Annotated in this window: 23 protein-coding genes; 11 read left to right on the forward strand and 12 right to left on the reverse strand. The window is 49.4% G+C overall.

The features are described 5' to 3' along the window. Positions 1-28: 28 nt before the first annotated feature. Positions 29-1,393 carry an L-serine ammonia-lyase gene (gene sdaA, locus FEM44_RS23965; RefSeq protein WP_130208430.1) on the forward strand — a complete coding sequence of 455 codons (1,365 nt, stop codon included), beginning with the start codon at positions 29-31 and terminating at the stop codon, positions 1,391-1,393. 130 nt (positions 1,394-1,523) lie between these two features. Next, the gene (locus tag FEM44_RS23970; RefSeq protein ID WP_135522289.1) at positions 1,524-3,122 is read left to right on the forward strand and encodes an EAL domain-containing protein; all 1,599 of its coding nucleotides are present in this window, start codon (positions 1,524-1,526) and stop codon (positions 3,120-3,122) included. A gap of 2 nt (positions 3,123-3,124) precedes the next feature. Here the strand turns inward: FEM44_RS23970 and yoaE are convergent, their stop codons facing one another. After that, positions 3,125-4,681 (reverse strand): CNNM family cation transport protein YoaE, encoded by a 1,557-nt coding sequence (gene yoaE, locus FEM44_RS23975; RefSeq protein WP_135522288.1) that lies wholly within the window; start codon positions 4,679-4,681, stop codon positions 3,125-3,127. After that, positions 4,669-4,827: a protein YoaL gene (locus FEM44_RS25815; protein ID WP_276319693.1), complete on the reverse strand. Its 159-nt coding sequence runs from the start codon at positions 4,825-4,827 to the stop codon at positions 4,669-4,671. Before FEM44_RS25815 ends, yoaE begins: the two co-directional genes overlap by 13 nt. A gap of 315 nt (positions 4,828-5,142) precedes the next feature. On the opposite strand from FEM44_RS25815, the gene manX reads away from it, so the two are divergent. The 5 genes from manX (at position 5,143) to mntP (ending at position 9,337) form a co-directional block, all read left to right on the forward strand. Further along, entirely contained in the window at positions 5,143-6,114 is a 972-nt protein-coding gene (gene manX, locus FEM44_RS23980; protein WP_130223509.1) for a PTS mannose transporter subunit IIAB, read from the forward strand. A gap of 62 nt (positions 6,115-6,176) precedes the next feature. Continuing rightward, positions 6,177-6,977, forward strand: coding sequence for a PTS mannose transporter subunit IIC (manY, locus tag FEM44_RS23985; protein WP_000406930.1), 801 nt, complete (start codon positions 6,177-6,179; stop codon positions 6,975-6,977). 12 nt (positions 6,978-6,989) lie between these two features. After that, positions 6,990-7,841, forward strand: coding sequence for a PTS mannose transporter subunit IID (gene manZ, locus FEM44_RS23990; protein ID WP_130218749.1), 852 nt, complete (start codon positions 6,990-6,992; stop codon positions 7,839-7,841). Positions 7,842-7,895: 54 nt separating this feature from the next. Then, a complete protein-coding gene (locus tag FEM44_RS23995; RefSeq protein ID WP_000156255.1) occupies positions 7,896-8,354 on the forward strand; it encodes a DUF986 family protein in 459 nt (152 codons plus the stop codon). A gap of 416 nt (positions 8,355-8,770) precedes the next feature. Beyond that, a complete protein-coding gene (mntP, locus tag FEM44_RS24000) occupies positions 8,771-9,337 on the forward strand; it encodes a manganese efflux pump MntP (protein WP_001353153.1) in 567 nt (188 codons plus the stop codon). Here the strand turns inward: mntP and rlmA are convergent. The 5 genes from rlmA to mgrB form a co-directional block, all read right to left on the reverse strand. Then, positions 9,334-10,143, reverse strand: a complete 810-nt coding sequence (rlmA, locus tag FEM44_RS24005; RefSeq protein WP_135522287.1) for a 23S rRNA (guanine(745)-N(1))-methyltransferase — start codon at positions 10,141-10,143, stop codon at positions 9,334-9,336. The genes mntP and rlmA overlap by 4 nt on opposite strands. A 166-nt stretch (positions 10,144-10,309) precedes the next feature. Then, positions 10,310-10,519, reverse strand: coding sequence for a transcription antiterminator/RNA stability regulator CspE (gene cspE, locus FEM44_RS24010; RefSeq protein ID WP_001062678.1), 210 nt, complete (start codon positions 10,517-10,519; stop codon positions 10,310-10,312). Positions 10,520-10,558: 39 nt separating this feature from the next. Then, positions 10,559-10,675: a DUF2627 domain-containing protein gene (locus FEM44_RS24015; RefSeq protein ID WP_135522286.1), complete on the reverse strand. Its 117-nt coding sequence runs from the start codon at positions 10,673-10,675 to the stop codon at positions 10,559-10,561. A gap of 665 nt (positions 10,676-11,340) precedes the next feature. Next, positions 11,341-11,628, reverse strand: a complete 288-nt coding sequence (locus FEM44_RS24020) for a YebO family protein (RefSeq protein WP_130257669.1) — start codon at positions 11,626-11,628, stop codon at positions 11,341-11,343. 74 nt (positions 11,629-11,702) lie between these two features. After that, complete coding sequence (gene mgrB, locus FEM44_RS24025) at positions 11,703-11,846, reverse strand: PhoP/PhoQ regulator MgrB (protein ID WP_135522285.1); 144 nt, start codon at positions 11,844-11,846, stop codon at positions 11,703-11,705. Positions 11,847-12,002: 156 nt separating this feature from the next. Here mgrB and FEM44_RS24030 point away from each other — a divergent pair, with 156 nt between their 5' ends. After that, the gene (locus tag FEM44_RS24030) at positions 12,003-12,242 is read left to right on the forward strand and encodes a YobH family protein (RefSeq protein ID WP_130208729.1); all 240 of its coding nucleotides are present in this window, start codon (positions 12,003-12,005) and stop codon (positions 12,240-12,242) included. Between the two features lie 146 nt (positions 12,243-12,388). Here FEM44_RS24030 and kdgR read toward each other — a convergent pair whose 3' ends face one another. Next, on the reverse strand, positions 12,389-13,180 hold the full coding sequence (kdgR, locus tag FEM44_RS24035) for a DNA-binding transcriptional regulator KdgR (RefSeq protein ID WP_096849880.1): 792 nt from the start codon (positions 13,178-13,180) through the stop codon (positions 12,389-12,391). Between the two features lie 176 nt (positions 13,181-13,356). On the opposite strand from kdgR, the gene FEM44_RS24040 reads away from it, so the two are divergent. Beyond that, positions 13,357-14,730: an MFS transporter gene (locus tag FEM44_RS24040; protein ID WP_130208451.1), complete on the forward strand. Its 1,374-nt coding sequence runs from the start codon at positions 13,357-13,359 to the stop codon at positions 14,728-14,730. A gap of 47 nt (positions 14,731-14,777) precedes the next feature. On the opposite strand, the gene htpX is transcribed toward FEM44_RS24040, so the two are convergent. The 4 genes from htpX to msrC all read right to left on the reverse strand — a co-directional run bounded on the left by htpX (position 14,778) and on the right by msrC (position 19,211). Then, positions 14,778-15,659, reverse strand: a complete 882-nt coding sequence (htpX, locus tag FEM44_RS24045) for a protease HtpX (protein ID WP_135522192.1) — start codon at positions 15,657-15,659, stop codon at positions 14,778-14,780. Between the two features lie 191 nt (positions 15,660-15,850). Then, a complete protein-coding gene (gene prc, locus FEM44_RS24050; protein ID WP_130208453.1) occupies positions 15,851-17,899 on the reverse strand; it encodes a carboxy terminal-processing peptidase in 2,049 nt (682 codons plus the stop codon). A gap of 19 nt (positions 17,900-17,918) precedes the next feature. After that, positions 17,919-18,617 (reverse strand): RNA chaperone ProQ, encoded by a 699-nt coding sequence (gene proQ / locus FEM44_RS24055; RefSeq protein ID WP_135522191.1) that lies wholly within the window; start codon positions 18,615-18,617, stop codon positions 17,919-17,921. Between the two features lie 96 nt (positions 18,618-18,713). Continuing rightward, positions 18,714-19,211, reverse strand: a complete 498-nt coding sequence (gene msrC, locus FEM44_RS24060) for an L-methionine (R)-S-oxide reductase (protein ID WP_135522190.1) — start codon at positions 19,209-19,211, stop codon at positions 18,714-18,716. 129 nt (positions 19,212-19,340) lie between these two features. Between msrC and yebS the strand changes: the two genes are divergently transcribed. Continuing rightward, positions 19,341-20,624, forward strand: coding sequence for a membrane integrity lipid transport subunit YebS (gene yebS, locus FEM44_RS24065; protein ID WP_135522189.1), 1,284 nt, complete (start codon positions 19,341-19,343; stop codon positions 20,622-20,624). Beyond that, positions 20,593-23,226 carry a lipid-binding membrane homeostasis protein YebT gene (yebT, locus tag FEM44_RS24070; protein ID WP_135522188.1) on the forward strand — a complete coding sequence of 878 codons (2,634 nt, stop codon included), beginning with the start codon at positions 20,593-20,595 and terminating at the stop codon, positions 23,224-23,226. The genes yebS and yebT overlap by 32 nt, the downstream gene beginning before the upstream one ends. The last annotated feature ends 39 nt before the right edge of the window (positions 23,227-23,265 follow it).

Here is a 23,265-nt window from a genome sequence, read left to right on the forward strand (position 1 = left end):
GTCCAGTCACCTTGTCAGGAGTATTATCGTGATTAGTCTATTCGACATGTTTAAGGTGGGGATTGGTCCCTCATCTTCCCATACTGTAGGGCCTATGAAGGCGGGTAAACAGTTCGTCGATGATCTGGTCGAAAAAGGCTTACTGGATAGCGTTACCCGCGTTGCCGTGGACGTTTATGGTTCACTGTCGCTGACGGGTAAAGGCCACCACACCGATATCGCCATTATTATGGGTCTTGCAGGTAACGAACCTGCCACCGTGGATATCGACAGTATTCCCGGTTTTATTCGCGACGTAGAAGAGCGCGAACGTCTGCTGCTGGCACAGGGACGGCATGAAGTGGATTTCCCACGCGACAACGGGATGCGTTTTCATAACGGTAACCTGCCGCTGCATGAAAACGGGATGCAAATCCACGCCTATAACGGCGATACAGTTGTTTACAGCAAAACTTATTATTCCATCGGCGGCGGTTTTATCGTCGATGAAGAACATTTTGGGCACGATGCCGCCAACGAAGTCAGTGTGCCGTATCCGTTCAAATCCGCCACCGAGCTGCTGGCGTACTGTAATGAAACCGGTTATTCCCTTTCCGGTCTGGCAATGCAGAACGAACTGGCGTTGCACAGTAAGAAAGAAATCGACGAGTATTTCGCTCATGTCTGGCAAACCATGCAGGCATGTATCGATCGCGGCATGAATACCGAAGGCGTATTGCCTGGCCCGCTGCGTGTTCCGCGCCGTGCGTCTGCCCTGCGCCGGATGCTGGTTTCCAGCGATAAACTGTCTAACGATCCGATGAATGTCATCGACTGGGTAAACATGTTTGCGCTGGCGGTAAACGAAGAAAACGCCGCCGGTGGTCGTGTGGTAACTGCGCCAACTAACGGTGCCTGCGGCATCGTTCCGGCAGTGCTGGCATACTATGACCACTTTATTGAATCGGTCAGCCCTGATATTTATACCCGCTACTTTATGGCGGCCGGAGCGATTGGCGCACTGTACAAAATGAACGCGTCTATTTCCGGTGCGGAAGTCGGTTGCCAGGGCGAAGTGGGCGTTGCCTGTTCAATGGCTGCGGCGGGTCTTGCAGAACTGTTGGGCGGTAGCCCTGAACAGGTTTGCGTGGCGGCGGAAATTGGCATGGAGCACAACCTTGGTCTGACTTGCGACCCGGTTGCGGGTCAGGTTCAGGTTCCGTGCATTGAACGTAACGCTATTGCATCAGTGAAGGCGATTAACGCCGCGCGGATGGCTCTGCGTCGTACTAGTGCACCACGAGTTTCACTGGATAAAGTCATCGAAACGATGTACGAAACAGGAAAGGATATGAACGCTAAATATCGCGAAACCTCACGCGGTGGTCTGGCGATTAAAGTCCAGTGTGACTAATACTTTATCCTCGCCCATCTGCAACGGATGGGCGAATTTATCTTCGCTTTCTCGTCTGCTGTAATTTTCCCCACTACACTTCCACTGTTGCGTCAGGCGTTTGTCGCCATACGCTTACAGGGCGGCCCGCATGCAAAAAGCACAACGGATCATTAAAACCTATCGCCGTAATCGAATGATTGTTTGTACAATTTGCGCACTCTTTACGCTTGTGGCGACACTAAGCGTGCGATTTATTTCACAGCGTAATTTAAATCAACAGCGGGTGATCCTCTTCGCCAATCACGCGGTTGAAGAGCTGGATAAAGTCTTGCAGCCCCTTCAGGCGGGACGCGAGCTTTTACTTCCGTTGATTGGCCTCCCCTGCTCAGTCACTCATTTGCCTCTACGCAAGCAGGCCGCCAAACTGCAAACCGTGCGTTCTATTGGCCTGGTTCAAAACGGTACGCTCTATTGCTCCAGTATCTTTGGCTATCGAAATGTCCCTGTTCATGATATTCAAGCCGATTTGCCTGCCCCACGGCCTCTTCTGCGTCTTACCACCGATCGCGTGTTGCTTAAAGGTAGCCCAGTACTGATCCAGTGGTATCCCTCGTCATCACATAGCGGTGATGGCGTTCTGGAGATGATCAACATTGGACTATTGACGACGATGTTACTGGAACCGCAGTTGCCGCAAATCAGAGACGCCAGCCTGACGGTAGCCAATCGCCATTTACTCTATGATGATGGTCTGGTTGATTCTTTACCTCCGCTTAATGGCAATGAACGTTACCAGGTTTCATCGCAGAATTTTCCTTTTACCATCAGCGTTAGCGGACCAGGTGCGACGGAGCTGGCGTTGCACCATCTTCCCAGCCAGTTCCCGCTGGCGGTACTGTTGAGTTTACTGGTGGGTTATGTTGCATGGCTGGCAACCGCACACAGAATGAGTTTTTCGCGCGAAATTAATCTTGGCCTCGCGCAACATGAGTTCGAGCTATTCTGTCAACCTTTACTAAACGCACGCAGTCAGCAATGTATTGGCGTAGAGATATTGCTGCGCTGGAATAACCCACGTCAGGGTTGGATCTCGCCGGATGTGTTTATCCCTATTGCGGAAGAACATCACCTGATAGTGCCGCTTACCCGTTATGTGATGATGGAAACCATCCGTCAACTCCACGTTTTTCCAATAAGCAGCCAGTTTCATATTGGGATTAACGTCGCCCCCAGCCATTTTCGCCGTGGCGTGCTGTTGAAAGATCTCAATCAGTACTGGTTCAGTGCTCACCCGATTCAGCAACTCATCCTTGAAATAACCGAGCGCGATGCGCTGGTAGATGTCGATTATCGGATTGCCCGCGAACTGCATCGTAAAAACGTCAAGCTGGCGATTGATGACTTCGGCACCGGCAACAGTTCGTTTTCCTGGCTTGAAACGTTACGTCCTGACGTGCTGAAAATTGATAAGTCTTTCACTGCGGCGATTGGTTCAGATGCAGTTAACTCGACGGTGACAGATATCATTATTGCGCTGGGGCAAAGACTGAATATTGAACTGGTGGCGGAAGGCGTTGAAACGCAAGAACAAGCGAAGTATTTGCGCCGTCATGGCGTACATATTTTACAAGGGTATTTGTACGCGCAGCCCATGCCGCTGCGTGATTTCCCGAAATGGCTGGCGGGCAGCCAACCGCCGCCCACCAGGCATAACCGACACGTTACGCCCGTTATGCCATTGCGTTAGTGCTATTCGTCTTCATCGTGCTGCGGTTGCTCTTTAACAATGCGAACCAGATCAACACGATAATCATTGGCTTCTACGATGGTGATATGCAGCGGTCCAACATCGATCACGTCGCCTGCGCGAGGAATGTGACCATTTGCCGAAATTACCAGACCTGCAACCGTCGCAATATCATCATCATCGGTAAGGTGCTCAACATCAAGCGCCTGCTGTAAGGCATGTAAGTCTGTACCACCTTTTACCAGCCAACCGTCGCCATCGATAACAATTTCCGGCGTTTCATCTGCATCCGGGAACTCACCAGCAATGGCTTCCAGTACATCCAGCGGCGTAACCAGACCTTGCACCACACCAAACTCGTTGGTGACGATAACAAAACTACCGCGAGCACGACGCAACACTCCCAGCAGGTTGATCGGGTCGAGGGTTTCCGGAACGATTATCGCCGGAGAAGCAGAAGCAATTGCCGTCACGTCGACACCGACTTCCAGTGCCACCAGCAGTTCTTTGGCACGCACGATACCGATGATTTCATCCAGTTCACCACGACACACCGGAAACAGGCTGTGCGGTGAAGAAAGCAGTTGCTGGCGGATTTCATCAACGCCAAGGTTAGCATCTACCCAACTGATCTCACCGCGTGGCGTCATAATGCCGCGCAGAGAGCGTGACGCCAAAGTCAGTACGCCGTTAATCATATAACGCTCTTCTTCAGCAAAGGCACCTTCTGGAACCGGAATTGGCACCGGGCTATCGGCATCGTGTTGAATATTTGCCTGACGTTTACCCCCCATCAAACGCAGAATGGCATCGGCGGTACGCGCACGCAGCGGTAAAGTCGACTGATGGCGAATAAAGTTACGGCGCGCAATCTGGTTAAACACTTCGATGATGATCGAGAAACCAATTGCTGCATACAGGTAGCCTTTTGGAATATGGAAACCAAAACCTTCAGCTACGAGGCTCAGACCAATCATCAACAGGAAGCTCAAACAGAGCACTACAACTGTTGGATGCTGGTTAACGAATCGCGTCAGCGGTTTCGATGCCAGCAACATAACTGCCATCGCAATCACTACCGCAGCCATCATTACCGGTAGATGGTTGACCATCCCTACGGCAGTAATCACTGCATCCAGCGAGAAAACAGCGTCAAGGATGACAATCTGTGTGACGACCACCCAAAAACTGGCATAACCTTTACCGTGACCAGAGTCATGATCGCGGTTTTCCAGCCGCTCATGCAACTCGGTTGTCGCTTTGAACAGCAAGAATATCCCCCCGAACAGCATAATCAGATCGCGCCCGGAGAAAGAAAAATCCATTACGGTAAATAGCGGTTTGGTCAGCGTGACCATCCATGAAATAAGCGATAACAGCCCCAGGCGCATAATCAACGCCAGTGACAGCCCCAACAAACGCGCTTTATCACGTTGTTTCGGCGGCAGTTTATCGGCAAGGATGGCGATAAAAACGAGGTTATCGATACCCAGCACGATTTCAAGGACGACAAGCGTGAGCAGCCCCGCCCAAATCGAGGGATCCATTAAGAATTCCATGACAAGCTCCTGCTTAAGGAATAGCTAATCGGCGCCAGAAATAATGCAGGCGAAACGAGAAAATACAAACAAAAGGTGCGGCAAAAAATGCCAGTAAGGCAGGCGCTATATGGCCTGATGCTGAAGTGACGTCGGTGACGATCCATACTGCGGGCTGCAGCCCTATACTCCTTGGTTGTTAAACGGGAGTTAAACATATCAGAGAGATCTCTGATTTGGCAAAGATTTACCTTCCTTTGCAAATGAATGTGAAAACATTTTTTACTCTTTCGGAATTTTGTCAATTCAAAGTTAATTTACGGATCTTCATCACATAAAATATTTTTTTCGATATCTAAAATAAATCGCGAGGCACAGGGGGTTTCTGGTTGTAGCCCTTATCTGAATCGATTCGATTGTGGACGACGATTCAAAAATACATCTGGCACGTTGAGATGTTAACAATAATAAGGAGGTAGCAAGTGACCATTGCTATTGTTATAGGCACACATGGTTGGGCTGCAGAGCAGTTGCTTAAAACGGCAGAGATGCTGTTAGGCGAGCAGGAAAACGTTGGCTGGATCGATTTTGTTCCTGGCGAAAATGCCGAAACGCTAATCGAAAAGTACAACGCTCAGTTGGCAAAACTCGACACCACTAAAGGCGTGCTGTTTCTCGTTGATACATGGGGAGGCAGTCCGTTCAATGCTGCCAGCCGCATTGTCGTCGACAAAGAGCATTATGAAGTGATCGCAGGCGTTAACATTCCAATGTTAGTGGAAACGTTAATGGCTCGTGATGATGACCCAAGCTTTGACGAACTGGTAGCACTGGCCGTAGAAACAGGCCGCGAAGGTGTGAAAGCACTGAAAGCGAAACCAGTTGAAAAAGCAGCGCCCGCCCCCGCCGCAGCGGCACCGAAAGCGGCTCCTGCTCCGGCAAAACCGATGGGACCAAACGACTACATGGTAATTGGCCTCGCGCGTATCGACGATCGTTTGATTCACGGTCAGGTTGCTACCCGCTGGACCAAAGAAACTAATGTCTCCCGTATCATCGTAGTTAGTGACGAAGTGGCTGCGGATACCGTTCGTAAGACACTGCTCACCCAGGTTGCACCTCCCGGCGTAACAGCGCATGTAGTTGATGTCGCCAAAATGATTCGCGTCTACAACAACCCGAAATATGCGGGCGAACGCGTGATGCTGTTATTTACCAACCCGACAGATGTTGAGCGTCTCGTTGAAGGCGGCGTGAAAATCACCTCAGTCAACGTCGGTGGTATGGCATTCCGTCAGGGCAAAACTCAGGTGAATAACGCGGTTTCGGTTGATGAAAAAGATATCGAAGCATTCAAGAAACTGAATGCGCGCGGCATCGAGCTGGAAGTCCGTAAGGTTTCCACCGACCAGAAACTGAAAATGATGGATCTGATCAGCAAAATCGATAAGTAACGTATTGTGTTGATTATCACTCAGTTTTCACACTTAAGTCTTACGTAAACAGGAGAAGTACAATGGAGATTACCACTCTTCAAATTGTGCTGGTATTTATCGTAGCCTGTATCGCAGGTATGGGATCAATCCTCGATGAATTTCAGTTTCACCGTCCGCTAATCGCGTGTACCCTGGTGGGTATCGTTCTTGGGGATATGAAAACCGGTATTATTATCGGTGGTACCCTGGAAATGATCGCGCTGGGCTGGATGAACATCGGTGCCGCTGTTGCACCTGACGCCGCCCTGGCTTCTATTATTTCTACCATTCTGGTTATTGCTGGTCATCAGAGCATCGGTGCCGGTATCGCGCTGGCAATTCCGCTGGCAGCAGCAGGCCAGGTGCTGACCATTATCGTTCGTACTATTACCGTTGCTTTCCAGCACGCTGCGGATAAGGCGGCTGATAACGGCAACCTGACGGCGATTTCCTGGATCCATGTTTCCTCTCTGTTCCTGCAGGCAATGCGTGTGGCTATTCCGGCCGTTATCGTTGCGCTTTCTGTTGGTACCAGCGAAGTTCAAAACATGCTGAACGCCATTCCGGAAGTGGTGACCAATGGTCTGAACATTGCCGGTGGCATGATCGTGGTTGTTGGTTATGCGATGGTTATCAACATGATGCGTGCTGGCTACCTGATGCCGTTCTTCTACCTCGGCTTCGTAACCGCAGCATTCACCAACTTTAACCTGGTTGCTCTGGGTGTCATCGGTACCGTTATGGCGGTGCTCTACATTCAGCTGAGCCCGAAATATAACCGTGTCGCCGGTGCGCCAGTTCAGGCTGCTGGTAACAACGATCTCGACAACGAACTGGACTAACAGGTGAGCGAAATGGTTGATACAACTCAAACTACCACTGAGAAAAAACTCACTAAGAGTGATATTCGTGGCGTCTTCCTGCGTTCTAACCTCTTCCAGGGTTCATGGAACTTCGAGCGTATGCAGGCGCTGGGCTTCTGCTTCTCTATGGTGCCGGCGATTCGTCGCCTCTACCCAGAAAACAACGATGCCCGTAAACAGGCGATTAAACGTCACCTCGAATTCTTTAACACCCAACCGTTCGTGGCGGCGCCAATTCTGGGCGTAACCCTGGCGCTGGAAGAACAGCGTGCTAACGGTGCAGAGATCGACGATGGCGCAATCAACGGTATCAAAGTAGGTCTGATGGGTCCGCTGGCAGGTGTAGGCGACCCAATCTTCTGGGGTACGGTACGTCCGGTATTCGCAGCGCTGGGCGCCGGTATCGCGATGAGCGGCAGCCTGTTAGGTCCGTTGCTGTTCTTTATCCTGTTTAACCTGGTACGTCTGGCAACGCGTTACTACGGCGTAGCATATGGTTACTCCAAGGGCATCGATATCGTTAAAGATATGGGCGGCGGCTTCCTGCAAAAACTGACGGAAGGGGCGTCTATTCTCGGCCTGTTTGTCATGGGGGCATTGGTTAACAAGTGGACGCATGTCAACATCCCGCTGGTGGTTTCGACCATTACCGGGCAGGATGGACAGACCCGTGTCACCACAGTGCAAACCATTCTTGACCAGTTAATGCCAGGCCTGGTACCACTGCTGCTGACCTTTGCTTGTATGTGGCTGCTGCGCAAAAAAGTGAACCCGCTGTGGATCATCGTTGGCTTCTTCGTCATTGGTATCGCTGGTTACGCTTGCGGCCTGCTGGGACTGTAAGACTGTTGTACACTACCGGGGCCTTTTGGCCCCGTTTTTTTATCTGGAGGATTAATGACAATCACGGACCTGGTACTGATTCTTTTCATCGCCGCACTCCTGGCCTTCGCGATCTACGATCAGTTCATCATGCCCCGCCGCAACGGCCCCACCCTGCTGGCAATTCCTTTGCTCCGGCGTGGTCGCATCGATAGCGTTATCTTCGTCGGATTGATTGTCATTCTTATCTATAACAACGTCACGAATCATGGCGCGCTAATAACGACATGGTTATTAAGTGCACTGGCTCTGATGGGTTTTTATATATTCTGGATCCGCGTTCCGAAGATCATCTTTAAACAGAAAGGTTTTTTCTTCGCCAATGTCTGGATTGAATATAGCCGAATCAAAGCGATGAACTTATCGGAAGATGGTGTCCTGGTTATGCAATTAGAACAGCGTCGGTTGTTAATCCGCGTTCGAAATATCGACGATCTGGAAAAAATTTATAAACTTCTTGTTTCGACTCAATAGGTTATATCTTTAGCCAAAGCTATGTTAAGTGTATTTTTAATAACCAGACATAGCTTAGGCTATATTATTTCTTCGATCATTTGTTATTTATTTTAACGTTTCATTTATATATAAATCTAAATGAAAATCGTTATCAATGAAGTAATGAAATAATATATTCCAACAGTTGTTTTATATTCTCAAAATATGTTAAGGTTGCGCCCTCATTTGGGGAGTAGCCGATTTCCAGACTCCGGAAATGTACGTGTCAACATACTCGTTGCAAAACGTGGCACGTACGGACTGAACATTTTCAGTCAGGCGAGACCATATGCACATCAATCGCTATGCCTGCATGGGCGCGTCTTGTCGTTCATGTGTGCATGTTTGCGGGGGGCGAAGATGTGTTTTATGGATACCCCGGTCAGGACGTTGTCATGAATATCACTGCTACTGTTCTTCTTGCGTTTGGTATGTCGATGGATGCATTTGCTGCATCAATCGGTAAAGGCGCCACCCTCCATAAACCGAAATTTTCTGAAGCGTTGCGAACCGGCCTTATTTTTGGTGCCGTCGAAACCCTGACGCCGCTGATCGGCTGGGGTATGGGCATGTTAGCCAGCCGCTTTGTCCTCGAATGGAACCACTGGATTGCGTTTGTGCTGCTGATATTCCTCGGCGGTCGAATGATTATTGAGGGTTTTCGTGGCGCAGATGATGAAGATGAAGAACCGCGCCGTCGACACGGTTTCTGGCTACTGGTAACCACCGCGATTGCCACCAGCCTGGATGCCATGGCTGTGGGTGTTGGTCTTGCCTTCCTGCAGGTCAACATTATCGCGACCGCATTGGCCATTGGTTGTGCAACCTTGATTATGTCGACATTAGGGATGATGGTTGGTCGCTTTATCGGCTCAATTATTGGGAAAAAAGCGGAAATTCTCGGCGGGCTGGTACTGATCGGCATCGGCGTCCAGATCCTCTGGACGCACTACCACGGTTAATTTGTTCGCTGCCAGAGGTGAATATTAAAATCCGTCTGGCAGTCGAATACTTCTTTTGCCGCCAACGTTTGCCAGACATCAGGCTTCGCACGCCAGGCAAACGGCGTCATCTGCAACAATGCAACAGCTTCATCGCCGCGAAGACGCATCGGATACCGCAGTTCATCGCTCTGCTGTAATGCAAAACCTTCCAGTTGTTCAGTATGGGGGGCATGCAGAAGTACTTCGTCGTAAATCAGCCCTTTCAACTCCATTAAATGTCGTGGCCCTGGAGTAACGGTAATTACCCACCCTCCCGGTTTGACGACACGCGCTAACTCTTCTGCTTTGCATGGCGCGTAGATGCGAATAATGGCATCCATACTGGCATCGGCAAAAGGCAGACGGTGGCTGGAAGCGACACAAAAGGTAACCTGCTTATAGCGTTTCGCCGCAGCTTTAATTGCGACCTTAGAGACATCAAGACCAAAGGTTGTCACTACTGGCAAGGCATCGGCAAAAGCATGAGTGTAATACCCTTCCCCACAGCCAATATCCAGTACCGCTGTTGCGTGCTCATTAAGACATCCACGCAATTGAGCGACTATCGCATCACGAAGCGGCTGGTAATGACCGGCATCTAAAAACGCACGTCGCGCCTGCATCATTTCCGCGCTGTCTCCCGGATCGCGGGATCGCTTATATTGAACGGGCAGCAGATTGATATATCCCTCTTTCGCCATATCAAATTGATGCCGCTGCGGACAGATATAGCTATTTTTTTCAAGAGATAGAGGCTGGTGGCAAAGTGGACAGGAAAACGACATGAAAACTCCGGCGGGACACTAAATGCCGCAAGTGTAACGCGAATCGCGCTACGGGCAAATATTCGAAGGTCGTAAGCGAGCATTAAACAAAGTAAAAAGCCTCGGTTTTCGACGAGGCTTTATAGCGAGATTGAAGTGCGTTAACACTTCAGATCAGTGAATTCGATCAGATAGCGGTTACGTTAACAGCTGCCGGACCTTTCTGGCCGTCCTGAATTTCGAACTCAACGTTCTGGCCTTCGGCCAGAGTTTTGAAGCCATTACCCTGGATAGCGGAGAAGTGTACGAACACATCTTTGCTACCATCAGCCGGAGTAATGAAGCCAAAACCTTTAGACTCGTTGAACCACTTAACCTGACCTTTAATCTTTGCCATTTGAAAAATTCCTTAGATTGTTTTCTTCGCCCGCAGGCATTACAGAGATAAAACTGACACATTACTGCTTGAGGCACTAATATAAGATTCGGCAGAGAAGCGGTATTCAACGACAACGTGTTTACTCAGGACTTCTTTACTGAAAATGCCACACATAAACAGAACTGTACCTCGTTTAACCCAAAGCTGTTATCACATACAACGTTAATTATGGCAAGCCATTTTTAAACATGTCTCGATCAGCTGCACAAATCTCGATGCGCCTTCCACTTTTTTTGCACATTTATGCAACGGAATGCGTGTCGATATATCGAGACACTTAAGCATACCAGTACAAACAGATGCCTGAACTGATATGGTTTCTAACATAGTTCAATAAGTTCTAATCTTCCAGTTAAGAAATACAATTTAATTACACAATGTGTGTGATATCACTTTTTATACTATGTAATGATAAAGTGTTATATAACTTTATCTCATAAAACAGTCAGTTAACAACATACACAGATGCAATGCCGATGCCATATTCAAAGCATGTTAATAATGTAAAATAAGAAAAAATGATGAATGATAAAAAAATGAGAAGAGAAACGTTTCGCTTATAAACAATGATGTAATTAATCAATATTCCGATGCAAACATCCCAATCAGCAAGTACAAAAAATAACTTTTTCTGATATCAAAATAAATGAATAAATAACAGAGAAAATAATCAAAATCCAATAAAGGATTAATTTTAATCAATTGCATCATTATAGTGCATGTAAGAATGATGAGATGAGTAACCCATCAACACAGGGTTACTCAAATTGCAGGAAGGATTACCGTTCTGCTACCAGACGAATAATATCTTCATCTTCACTCGTTTTTTGGTTCTCAGTAACCTTTTCATTGGCTTTTTCAGGTTCGTTAGCTTCGCACAAGCGGCGTAACAGTACATTCTGCCGTTTTTGCTGATCCAGCAATGCCTCAAGCAGTTCAATCTGTTCGTTAGTCCGGGAACTGGCACGGTTGATGAAAAACCACAAGATGAGCCCAATAATAAGAACTACTACCGATACGACCAAAGACGCAATGTTCATCACGCCTGAATTTACAACTTCGTTCATTTAACCACCTCTAAGTAGAGGCGCCATTTTACCACTGCTACGCAGGAAGGAAATCTACTGATGAAAAAATGATATCACCATGGGATGAACTGATTGATGGCACAAATTCCGCTGAAAAATTGCACATCCTGATCGCACATTATGTTGAATACCTGCATCCATAACAGCAAGAAAGCCAGCATAGCGGCAACCAGAACGACCCATCGAAACTTTTTCACTCCAATCTCCGTTTAACCTATCTTCTGCCTTTAAACTATCATGCGTTAGTTAAACAACGTCTAACCATGTCGATATTCGTGCTTTTTCGGAATGATACGCTTGCTTCAGTCCATATTGCCGCTACGATTAAGCAAACAAAAAGAGAAGAGGTCGTAATGCGATTCATCATTCGCACAATTATCTTGATAGCACTGGTATGGACAGGATTATTACTCAGCGGATATGGCGTTCTGATTGGAAGCAAGGAAAATGCTGCCGGATTAGGGCTGCAATGCACATATCTCACCGCCCGAAGCACAAGCACGGTGCAATATCTACATACTAAAAGTGGATTTTTGGGGATTACAGATTGCCCGCTGCTACGTAAAAGCAATATCGTCGTCGATAATGATTGATAGATAACGGTACAAATATCCACATCAAAACTAATGGATATAAAGTATTTTCATCTTCTGCTCGAACGATATCACTATTAACATTATTTAATCCACGCTGAATGAAGAACCTGTCTGAATCTTATGCAGACAGGTTCTTATTTTAATCAGAATGGATAGTCGTGATACCCCATTTGTGCGGATATTTTGCGCGCTGCCGTATGCAACATAGCCACATACTCCTGCAAACGTTCTTCAGAAAAACGCAGCGTCGGGAAGGAAATACTCAAGCCGGCAATCACGACACCAAAGCGGTCAAACACCGGAACGGCGATGCAACGCAGCCCTTCTTCCTGTTCTTCGTTATCTTCGCCGTATCCCTGCTCACGGACCTGATCTAACACGGGTAATAACGCCTCTGTGCTGGTGATGGTCCGATCGGTGCTGCGTTTATATTCCACGCCCTCAAGAATTTGCTTCACTTCATCGCGATCGCGCCATGCCAGCAGTACCTTACCAATCGCGGTGCTGTACAGCGGATTACGACGCCCAATCCGTGAATACATGCGCAAATTGTACATAGAGTCAATTTTGTGGATGTAAACGATACTGTCTTCATCCAGTGCGCCAAGATGAATGGTTTCTTTGGTCAAACGGGAGATCTCACGCATCTGGATATCTGCACTGCGAATAAGATCGACGTTTTGTAACGCACGAGCGCCCAGCTCAAATAATTTCAGGGTCAGAGAGTATTTCTCCGACTCTCCTTCCTGTGCGACATAGCCCAGGGTTTTCATGGTCTGTAAAAAGCGATAAACGGTGCTTTTTGACATCATGACACGCTGTGACAGCTCGGTTATCCCTATTTCGCGCTCTTCGCCCAGCGCCTGCAGAATGCCAAAAACCTTCAGTACGGAAGATACAGAATCAGGTTGTTTATCCAGATCTGCGTTAGCCATTTATCACCTCATTGCGAGTGTTTTATAAAAATCAGAACTGTTTTTTATTATAATTTCGCGCCAGGGTGGTCGCAATCCATCTTTTGCCGGTTAGTTACAATTCTGCGACATTCGCCGTGAATATCAGTGCTAAAATCATACCCCTGTTGATTATTACCAAAAGATATAAAATTCCTATGCCAAAAGTTCAGGCCGATGGCCTGCCGTTGCCTCAGCGGTACGGCGCAATTTTAACCATTATTATTGGTATTTCGATGGCGGTTCTCGACGGCGCTATCGCTAATGTCGCCTTGCCAACCATTGCAACCGATCTCCACGCCACACCAGCCAGTTCCATCTGGGTGGTGAATGCCTACCAAATCGCGATTGTTATCTCCTTACTCTCGTTCTCTTTTTTGGGCGATATGTTTGGCTATCGACGAATTTATAAATTCGGTCTGGTGGTTTTTCTGCTCTCATCGTTGTTCTGCGCTCTTTCTGATTCACTGCAAATGCTAACCCTGGCGCGTGTAATACAAGGTTTTGGCGGCGCGGCGTTAATGAGCGTCAATACTGCACTCATCCGCTTAATCTACCCACAACGTTTTCTGGGGCGAGGGATGGGAATTAACTCTTTTATCGTCGCCGTCTCCTCCGCTGCCGGGCCGACGATCGCCGCCGCAATCCTTTCAATTGCGTCCTGGAAGTGGTTATTTTTAATTAACGTACCGTTGGGTATTATCGCCCTACTCCTGGCAATGCGTTTTCTGCCGCCAAATGGTTCTCGTGCCAGTAAGCCGCGGTTTGACCTGCCCAGCGCCGTGATGAATGCGCTGACATTTGGCCTGCTTATTACCGCGTTGAGTGGTTTTGCTCAGGGGCAATCACTGACGCTGATCGGTGCTGAACTGGCGGTAATGATTATTGTTGGTATTTTCTTTATTCGCCGCCAGCTTTCCCTTCCTGTTCCACTGCTACCGGTGGATTTACTGCGTATTCCGCTGTTTACACTATCAATTTGTACCTCCATTTGTTCTTTCTGTGCGCAAATGCTGGCGATGGTTTCCCTGCCTTTTTATCTGCAAACCGTACTTGGGCGTAGTGAAGTTGAGACAGGTTTGCTCCTGACCCCGTGGCCGTTGGCAACGATGGTCATGGCTCCGCTGGCAGGTTATTTGATAGAGCGCGTCCATGCAGGATTGCTTGGTGCTTTAGGGCTGTTCATCATGGCGGCGGGACTTTTTTCACTGGTCCTGTTGCCAGCTTCACCTGCCGATATCAATATCATCTGGCCGATGATCTTATGCGGTGCAGGCTTTGGGTTATTCCAGTCCCCCAATAATCACACCATTATTACCTCCGCCCCGCGTGAGCGTAGCGGTGGTGCCAGTGGAATGTTGGGTACAGCGCGTCTGCTTGGTCAGAGTAGCGGTGCAGCTCTGGTGGCGCTGATGTTGAATCAGTTTGGTGATAATGGTACGCACGTCTCGCTGACGGCTGCGGCTATTCTGGCAGTGATCGCCGCCTGTGTCAGTGGTTTACGCATTACCCAACCGCGCGCACAAGGCTAAAAAAAAGCGCGTCAACCAGGACGCGCTTTTTTATAATTTACTGCAAATTACTTCAGGTATTCACCGGTACGCAGGGCTTCAATACGTTTATCCAGCGGCGGGTGAGTCATGAACAGCTCACTCAGCGATTTGGACTTACCATTGATACAAAAAGCCATCATGCTGGTTGCTTCCTGCGGCTCATAGCTGGTTTTCAGACGCTGCAGCGCAGCAATCATTTTCTCACGACCAACCAGTTTGGCTGAACCTGCATCGGCATGGAATTCACGGTGACGCGAGAACCACATGGTGATAATGCTCGCCAGAATACCAAATACCAGCTCCAGCACCGTCGCAACCGCAAAGTAGATCAGCGGGTTGCCGTTGCTCTCTTCACCTTCATCACGGTTACCGCCCATAAAGCCCGCGGCAAGCTGCGCCAGAATACGTGAAATAAAGATAACGAAGGTGTTTACCACGCCCTGAATCAGCGTCATGGTAACCATGTCACCATTCGCAATGTGGCTAATTTCGTGGGCAATTACCGCCTCGGCTTCATCCGGGCTCATGTTCTGCAGCAAACCAGTGCTGACAGCAACCAGAGAGGCATCACGACGAGCACCTGTCGCAAAGGCGTTGATATCCGGCGCATGGTAGATAGCTACTTGCGGCATAGCAATCCCCGCCTGACGGGCCTGGTTTGCTACAGTATTGACCAGCCAACGTTCCCTTTCGTTACGCGGTTGCTCGATCACTTCCCCGCCAACAGATCGTAATGCCATCCATTTGGACATCAGAAGCGAAACGAAGGAACCACCAAAACCGAACAGCAAGGCCATAATCATCAGCCCCTGAACGCTGCTCGACTGTATCCCTGTCAGGCTCAGTACCAGCCCGAAAACGACCATGACGGCCAGGTTCGTTAGCAGGAAGAGCGCGATTCGCATCATAATTTTCTTTTTACCTCAGTTTAACAAAACGCAATATGCGATACCCACATCGTATGGGTTACGCGACTATTTTCAAGTCTGGATAGAGCGTAAGTCACCAGAAAGACACAACTTTACATTTTGTAGCATCTGATTTACGGCATCTTGCCACTGTTAAAAAATCAGGCACAATTTCTTGTGCCTGATAGATGTTACTTGACGGGAGCGGGCTGTTCCGCTGGTCTGGATTTTTCCAGCTTCGCCAGATCGAGTGCGATATTCACTGTCTCGTCCAGATACGGATCTGGCTCCTTGTAATCTTTTGGCAAATCATCCAGTTTCTTCAACTCCGGTTTGCCTTCGCGTTTAAAGCGATCGTTCAAGCGCGCCAGACGCATCGCATCATCTTCATTGTTCTCTTTCTCACGCACAGCGTAATTCAGAGAAACAATATTGCGTTTGTCCTTCATGGCATTGAAACGAGCAATATCCTTCATGATGTTCTGGAATTCAGGATCCTTCGCGATGCGCGCATTATGTTCCTTCAGCAATTCCGGCTCAAACGCCGATAAATCGCCTGATTTCACATAGGTTGCAGCATCAATGCTATCCCACGGCAGCGCGTTATCTTCGAATTTCTCTCCCGTTTCCGTCTCTTCATTGCCCGTCGGCATGATGATATCCGGCGTGACGCCCTTACGTTGGGTACTGCCGCCGTTAACGCGATAGAATTTCTGGATTGTATACTGCACTGACCCCAGCGCCGGCCATTCAGGACGTAACATCTGATCGTAGATACGATTCAGAGAACGATACTGCTGGACGGTGCCTTTGCCGAATGTTGGTTCACCCACAACCAGCGCGCGACCGTAATCCTGCATCGCGGCGGCAAAGATTTCTGAAGCCGAAGCGCTGAATCGGTCAACCAATACCACCAGTGGGCCTTTATAGAACACCTGGCCGTCGGTATCACTGTCCTCGCGGACTTTACCATTGTTATCACGGACCTGAACAATTGGACCGGAAGGAATGAACAAACCAGAGAGCGATACTGCCTCGGTCAGCGCCCCGCCGCCATTGCTACGCAGGTCGATGACGACGCTGCTGACATTCTGTTTTTCCAGCTTCTGCAACTGAACTTTGACATCGTCTGTCAAGCCAACATAGAAACCGGGAATATCCAGTACGCCCACTTTTTCTTTGCCGACGGTCTTCACGGACATTTTAACTGCGCGGTCTTCCAGACGAATGCGTTCACGCGTCAGTGTTACCGTACGGGTTTTAGTCCCTTTACCGGCAGGTAAAATTTCTAAACGAACTTTACTGCCTTTCGGCCCTTTGATTAAGGCAACGACATCATCAAGACGCCAGCCAATCACGTCAACCATCGGCTTGCCTGTTTGACCAACACCGACAATTTTGTCTCCAACGCTGATAGCTTTACTCTTCGCTGCCGGACCACCTGCCACCATCGAATTGATAACGGTGTAGTCATCATCCATTTGCAGCACCGCACCAATACCTTCCAACGACAAGCTCATTTCAGTATTGAACTGTTCGGTATTACGCGGGGAAAGGTAGTTGGTATGCGGATCAATTTCGCGCGCAAACGCCGTCATTGCCAGCGAGAACACATCTTCGCTGTTAGTTTGCGCCAGACGGCGAATGGCAAATTTGTAGCGACGAGTCAGGGTTTCACGAATTTCTTTATCCGTTTTTCCTGTCAGCTTCAGACTTAACTCGTCGAATTTGACTTTGCTGTCCCACAGCGCGTTCAACTCGGCCTCGTTTTTCGGCCAGGGCGCTTTGCTGCGGTCCAGGTTATAAGTGTCGTTGCCGGTAAAATCCATCGGTTTTTCCAGTACCGATAAAGCGTACTGGTAACGTTCAAAACGGCGTTTTTGCGCCAGATTGTAAAGATCGTAGAAAACGTCAAGTTTACCGGAGCGCAGTTCATCGCCCAGCTCATTTTTCTTTTTCGCGAACTGTTCAACATCGCTTGCCAGCAGCACATTGTGGCTGTAATCAAGCAGGTTCAGGTAGCGGTCAAAGATTTTGGCCGAGAATGCCTGATCGAGGTCGAACTGGCGATAATGGGAGCGGGTAAAGCGCGACGTTACGCGCTCACTCACCGTCGCATGCTGCGTCTCTTCCTTTAATACCGGAATCTGATCAGCACGCGTAATATCTTCTACTGCGAAGGTCTGGCCTGCTATTGCAAGCAGGCCAGCTAACGCGGTAAGCCTAAAAAACATGTTCATGCCTGGCCCGGCCTCCGTTTCAGAACACCAGGTGTTCTGCGCGCACAATCAAAGACATACCCGAATTCAGCTGGACGCGGACGCCGTCTTTGGTGATTTCTAATACGGTGGCATCCATCGCATTTTGACCAGCCTTCACCTTCAGGGCTTGTCCGACAGTCAGAGCTGAAATGTCAGAAACTGGGGTGTGCTGTTCTTCGCGAGGTGCTTTTACTGTTTTTGGCGCTTTCTCAGCCGGTTTCTGCGCGCGAGGTTTGCGCTCGGCGCCTTCTTTACGGCGTTGCGCGGCAGGACGTGGCTTGCGTTCGCGGCGTGGTGCATCTTCTTTCTCACCTGCAGCTGCGGCAGCTTCGCGTTTTATCGCCTGCTGTTCGGCACGCTGCGCCTGGACGCGCGCTTTCGCTTCTTCAAGCTGCTTGCGAGCATGTTCTACATGCTGCTCGTCCAGCTCACCGCATGGGTTGCCATCGAGATCGACACGCGTCGCGCCTGGTTTAACGCCATACAGATAGCGCCAGCTCGAAGTGTAGAGACGTAAAGCGGATCGCAGTTGCGTTTTGCTAAGGTTCATTTCCCCAGCAACGCGATCGACCAAATCCTGAAAAATACCGATTTTCAGCGGACGCGCTTCACCTTCCGCACTGAAACAGTGGGGAAAACGTTCGGCCAGAAACGCGATTACTTCTTTACTGCTATTCAACTTAGGTTGATTTTCCATGAAATTTCCTGATTACAACGGACGTAGCCAACAAGCGCAGGCATGAACAGGCGTCATTATAATGACGTCATCAGTAAATGCTACGTTATCCGTTGATTATCCTGCGACGCTCGCAAAGAATTTTTTGTAATCCGTCGTTGCAAGCACCTTTTCAAGCTGTGCCACAAGCTGACGTAAGCCTTGCTCGTCCTCGTCTGAAAAGCGACCGAAGACAGTACTGTCGATATCGAGAACGCCAATAATCTGATTTTTCACCACCAACGGTAGAACGATTTCAGAATTACTCGCCGCATCACAGGCGATATGCCCATCAAAGGCGTGAACATCCTCGATTCGCTGTACTTCATTGCGGGCAACTGCAGTGCCACACACGCCACGCCCTACCGGGATCCGTACGCAGGCAATTTTGCCCTGAAACGGCCCGAGAACCAGCGTATCGTCCTCAAGTAAATAAAACCCAGCCCAGTTTACGTCCGTCAGACGCTCGTATAACAAAGCACTGGTATTCGCCAGCGTTGCCAGAAAGCTGGTTTCTCCCGCCATCAACGCATTAAAGTCGCGGTTTAAGTCCGCGTAAAATTCTGTTTTGTTCATTATATAATCACTTAGTTGTCTTACCTGGAACTGCCAACCTATTAAAATAAGCATTAAATGCGTTAATGCTCAAGATCATTCCCATCATGGGTTAAGATAAATGTTAATTCTTATTACATTTGGCATGTCATGGCTCTTAACACCCCACAAATTACGCCGACAAAAAAGATAACAGTGAGCGCAATTGGCGAGCAACTACCGCGTGGTGATTATCAACGTTGCCCGCAATGTGACATGCTGTTTAGCCTGCCCGAGATAAATTCTCACCAAAGTGCCTATTGCCCGCGCTGTCAGGCGAAAATTCGCGATGGCCGCGACTGGTCGCTCACAAGGCTGGCAGCTATGGCTTTTACTATGTTGTTGCTTATGCCGTTTGCCTGGGGCGAACCTCTATTACATATCTGGCTGTTAGGTATCCGTATCGACGCCAATGTAATGCAAGGTATCTGGCAGATGACCAAACAGGGCGATGCGATAACCGGCGCAATGGTGTTCTTCTGCGTTATAGGTGCACCTCTCATACTGGTGACCTCTATTGCTTATTTGTGGTTTGGCAATCGGCTGGGAATGAATTTACGCCCGGTGTTGCTGATGCTGGAGCGACTAAAAGAGTGGGTAATGCTGGATATCTATCTGGTCGGCATTGGCGTTGCTTCTATAAAGGTACAGGATTACGCCCATATCCAGGCGGGCGTCGGCCTATTCTCTTTTTTCGCGCTGGTGATTTTAACAACGGTGACGTTGTCACATCTTAATGTTGAACAACTGTGGGAGCGATTTTATCCGCAGCGCCCTGCCACGCGTAGGGACGAGAAATTACGCGTTTGCCTGGGTTGTCACTTTACCGGCTATCCCGATCCGCGCGGTCGTTGTCCCCGTTGCCATATCCCACTTCGCTTGCGTCGCCATCATAGTATTCAAAAATGCTGGGCGGCGCTTTTGGCTTCAATTGTCTTATTGTTACCTGCCAACCTGCTGCCTATTTCGATCATCTACCTGAACGGTGGACGACAAGAAGATACTATTCTTTCCGGAATTATGTCGCTGGCGAACAGCAATATTGCAGTTGCCGGCATTGTTTTTATCGCCAGTATCCTGGTGCCGTTCACCAAAGTGATCGTCATGTTTACTTTACTGGTAAGCATTCATTTTAAATGCCAGCAAGGCTTACGCACGCGGATTTTGCTATTGCGGATGGTGACCTGGATTGGCCGCTGGTCGATGCTCGATCTGTTTGTCATTTCATTAACCATGTCGCTGATTAATCGCGATCAGATCCTCGCTTTTACTATGGGACCCGCTGCGTTTTATTTCGGCGCAGCGGTTATTTTGACTATTCTTGCTGTGGAATGGCTGGACAGCCGCTTACTTTGGGATGCACATGAGTCAGGAAACGCCCGCTTCGACGACTGAAGCGCAAATTAAAACTAAACGCCGTATCTCACCTTTCTGGCTGTTGCCGTTCATCGCGCTAATGATTGCCGGTTGGCTGATTTGGGGTAGTTATCAGGATAGAGGCAATACCGTCACCATCGACTTTATGTCGGCAGATGGCATTGTTCCAGGTCGCACGCCGGTTCGTTACCAGGGCGTTGAGGTCGGCACGGTGCAGGATGTCAGCCTCAGCGACGATCTACGTAAGATTGAAGTGAAGGTCAGCATCAAGTCCGATATGAAAGATGCCCTGCGCGAAGAGACACAGTTCTGGCTGGTGACGCCGAAAGCCTCACTGGCAGGTGTTTCCGGGCTGGATGCGCTGGTCGGCGGTAACTATATCGGCATGATGCCGGGTAAAGGTAAAGAGCAGGATCACTTTGTGGCGCTCGATACCCAGCCAAAGTATCGGCTGGATAATGGTGATCTGATGATCCACCTGCAATCCCCCGATCTCGGTTCATTGAACAGCGGTTCGCTGGTCTATTTCCGCAAAATTCCGGTGGGACGCGTCTATGACTATGCGATCAATCCCAATAAGCAAGGCGTGGTGATTGATGTCCTTATTGAGCGGCGTTTCACCGATTTGGTGAAAAAAGGCAGCCGCTTCTGGAACGTTTCTGGTGTTGATGCCAATGTCAGTATCAGTGGCGCGAAGGTGAAACTGGAAAGTCTGGCTGCGCTGGTTAACGGTGCGATTGCCTTCGATTCACCAGAAGAGTCGAAACCTGCCGATCCGGAAGATACCTTTGGTCTGTATGAGGATCTCGCCCACAGCCAGCGCGGGGTGATCATAAAGCTGGATCTACCAGGTGGGGCCGGATTAAACGCCGATTCAACGCCGCTCATGTACCAGGGGCTGGAAGTCGGGCAACTGACCAAACTGAATTTAAACCCAGGTGGCAAAGTCACCGGGGAAATGACCGTTGATCCCAGCGTCGTCACCCTGCTTCGTGAAAACACCCGCATCGAATTACGTAACCCGAAGTTATCTCTCAACGACGCCAATCTCAGCGCCTTGTTGACCGGCAAAACGTTCGAACTGGTACCGGGTGATGGCGAGCCACGCAAAGAGTTTGTCGTTGTGCCTGGCGAGAAAGCTTTACTGCATGAACCCGATGTTCTGACGCTTACCCTGACTGCACCAGAAAGCTATGGAATTGATGCCGGTCAGCCGCTCATTCTTCACGGCGTACAGGTAGGTCAGGTTATCGACCGTAAACTCACCAGCAAAGGCGTGACATTTACCATCGCTATCGAACCCCAGCATCGCGAACTGGTAAAAGGCGACAGCAAATTTGTCGTTAATAGTCGTGTCGACGTAAAAGTGGGTCTGGATGGTGTCGAGTTTCTCGGTGCCAGCGCCTCAGAATGGCTCAACGGCGGGATCCGTATTCTGCCTGGCGACAAAGGTGAGATGAAAGCCAGTTACCCACTGTATGCCAATCTGGAAAAAGCCCTCGAAAATAGTCTTAGTGATTTACCTACCACTACCGTGAGTTTAAGTGCGGAGACACTGCCGGATGTGCAGGCAGGGTCGGTAGTGCTGTACCGTAAATTTGAGGTCGGTGAAGTGATTACCGTACGTCCACGGGCCAATGCGTTCGATATCGATTTGCATATTAAACCGGAATATCGCAACCTGCTGACCAGCAACAGCGTGTTCTGGGCTGAAGGTGGCGCGAAAGTTCAACTTAACGGCAGCGGCCTGACCGTTCAGGCGTCACCGCTTTCGCGGGCGTTAAAGGGAGCCATCAGCTTCGATAATCTCAGCGGTGCCAGCGCCAGCCAACGTAAAGGCGATAAGCGGATTCTGTATGCTTCCGAAACAGCAGCTCGTGCGGTTGGCGGGCAGATTACGCTCCACGCTTTCGATGCCGGAAAACTGGCGGTCGGTATGCCAATTCGCTATCTCGGTATTGATATCGGGCAAATCCAGACTCTGGATCTGATCACCGCGCGCAATGAAGTACAGGCAAAGGCGGTGCTCTATCCGGAATATGTCCAGACCTTTGCGCGCGGTGGTACACGCTTCTCAGTGGTCACACCGCAAATTTCAGCGGCAGGCGTTGAGCATCTTGATACGATCCTCCAGCCGTATATCAACGTCGAACCTGGTCGGGGTAATCCTCGCCGTGACTTTGAATTGCAAGAAGCCACCATTACTGACTCGCGTTACCTTGATGGCTTAAGCATTATTGTTGAAGCGCCAGAAGCAGGTTCGTTAGGTGTTGGTACGCCAGTACTGTTCCGTGGTCTGGAAGTAGGTACAGTCACCGGAATGACGCTGGGTACATTGTCAGATCGCGTGATGATTGCGATGCGCATCAGTAAACGTTACCAGCACCTGGTGCGTAACAATTCCGTCTTCTGGCTGGCTTCGGGCTACAGCCTGGACTTCGGTCTGACGGGCGGCGTGGTGAAAACCGGTACCTTTAACCAGTTTATCCGTGGCGGCATCGCCTTCGCCACGCCTCCGGGTACGCCGCTGGCGCCGAAAGCCCAGGAAGGCAAGCACTTCCTGTTGCAGGAAAGTGAACCGAAAGAGTGGCGTGAATGGGGAACTGCGCTTCCCAAATAATGCCCACTGCTCCGGCGTGCCTGCGCCGGAGCGTTTATG

The organism is Escherichia sp. E4742, assembly GCF_005843885.1.
Taxonomy (GTDB): Bacteria; Pseudomonadota; Gammaproteobacteria; order Enterobacterales; family Enterobacteriaceae; genus Escherichia.

Bases quoted from the DNA above. Each gene is read 5' to 3' on its own strand.
- manY (WP_000406930.1), top strand. From the start codon at position 6,177: ATGGAGATTACCACTCTTCAAATTGTGCTGGTATTTATCGTAGCCTGT.
- FEM44_RS25815 (WP_276319693.1), bottom strand. From the start codon at position 4,827: ATGGATCGTCACCGACGTCACTTCAGCATCAGGCCATATAGCGCCTGC.
- FEM44_RS24015 (WP_135522286.1), bottom strand. From the start codon at position 10,675: ATGTGTGGCATTTTCAGTAAAGAAGTCCTGAGTAAACACGTTGTCGTT.
- FEM44_RS24020 (WP_130257669.1), bottom strand. From the start codon at position 11,628: ATGAACGAAGTTGTAAATTCAGGCGTGATGAACATTGCGTCTTTGGTC.
- yebS (WP_135522189.1), top strand. From the start codon at position 19,341: ATGGCTCTTAACACCCCACAAATTACGCCGACAAAAAAGATAACAGTG.
- manZ (WP_130218749.1), top strand. From the start codon at position 6,990: ATGGTTGATACAACTCAAACTACCACTGAGAAAAAACTCACTAAGAGT.
- cspE (WP_001062678.1), bottom strand. From the start codon at position 10,519: ATGGCAAAGATTAAAGGTCAGGTTAAGTGGTTCAACGAGTCTAAAGGT.
- htpX (WP_135522192.1), bottom strand. From the start codon at position 15,659: ATGATGCGAATCGCGCTCTTCCTGCTAACGAACCTGGCCGTCATGGTC.
- prc (WP_130208453.1), bottom strand. From the start codon at position 17,899: ATGAACATGTTTTTTAGGCTTACCGCGTTAGCTGGCCTGCTTGCAATA.
- FEM44_RS23970 (WP_135522289.1), top strand. From the start codon at position 1,524: ATGCAAAAAGCACAACGGATCATTAAAACCTATCGCCGTAATCGAATG.
- FEM44_RS23995 (WP_000156255.1), top strand. From the start codon at position 7,896: ATGACAATCACGGACCTGGTACTGATTCTTTTCATCGCCGCACTCCTG.
- yebT (WP_135522188.1), top strand. From the start codon at position 20,593: ATGAGTCAGGAAACGCCCGCTTCGACGACTGAAGCGCAAATTAAAACT.
- kdgR (WP_096849880.1), bottom strand. From the start codon at position 13,180: ATGGCTAACGCAGATCTGGATAAACAACCTGATTCTGTATCTTCCGTA.
- proQ (WP_135522191.1), bottom strand. From the start codon at position 18,617: ATGGAAAATCAACCTAAGTTGAATAGCAGTAAAGAAGTAATCGCGTTT.
- rlmA (WP_135522287.1), bottom strand. From the start codon at position 10,143: ATGTCGTTTTCCTGTCCACTTTGCCACCAGCCTCTATCTCTTGAAAAA.
- FEM44_RS24040 (WP_130208451.1), top strand. From the start codon at position 13,357: ATGCCAAAAGTTCAGGCCGATGGCCTGCCGTTGCCTCAGCGGTACGGC.
- yoaE (WP_135522288.1), bottom strand. From the start codon at position 4,681: ATGGAATTCTTAATGGATCCCTCGATTTGGGCGGGGCTGCTCACGCTT.
- msrC (WP_135522190.1), bottom strand. From the start codon at position 19,211: ATGAACAAAACAGAATTTTACGCGGACTTAAACCGCGACTTTAATGCG.
- mntP (WP_001353153.1), top strand. From the start codon at position 8,771: ATGAATATCACTGCTACTGTTCTTCTTGCGTTTGGTATGTCGATGGAT.
- FEM44_RS24030 (WP_130208729.1), top strand. From the start codon at position 12,003: ATGCGATTCATCATTCGCACAATTATCTTGATAGCACTGGTATGGACA.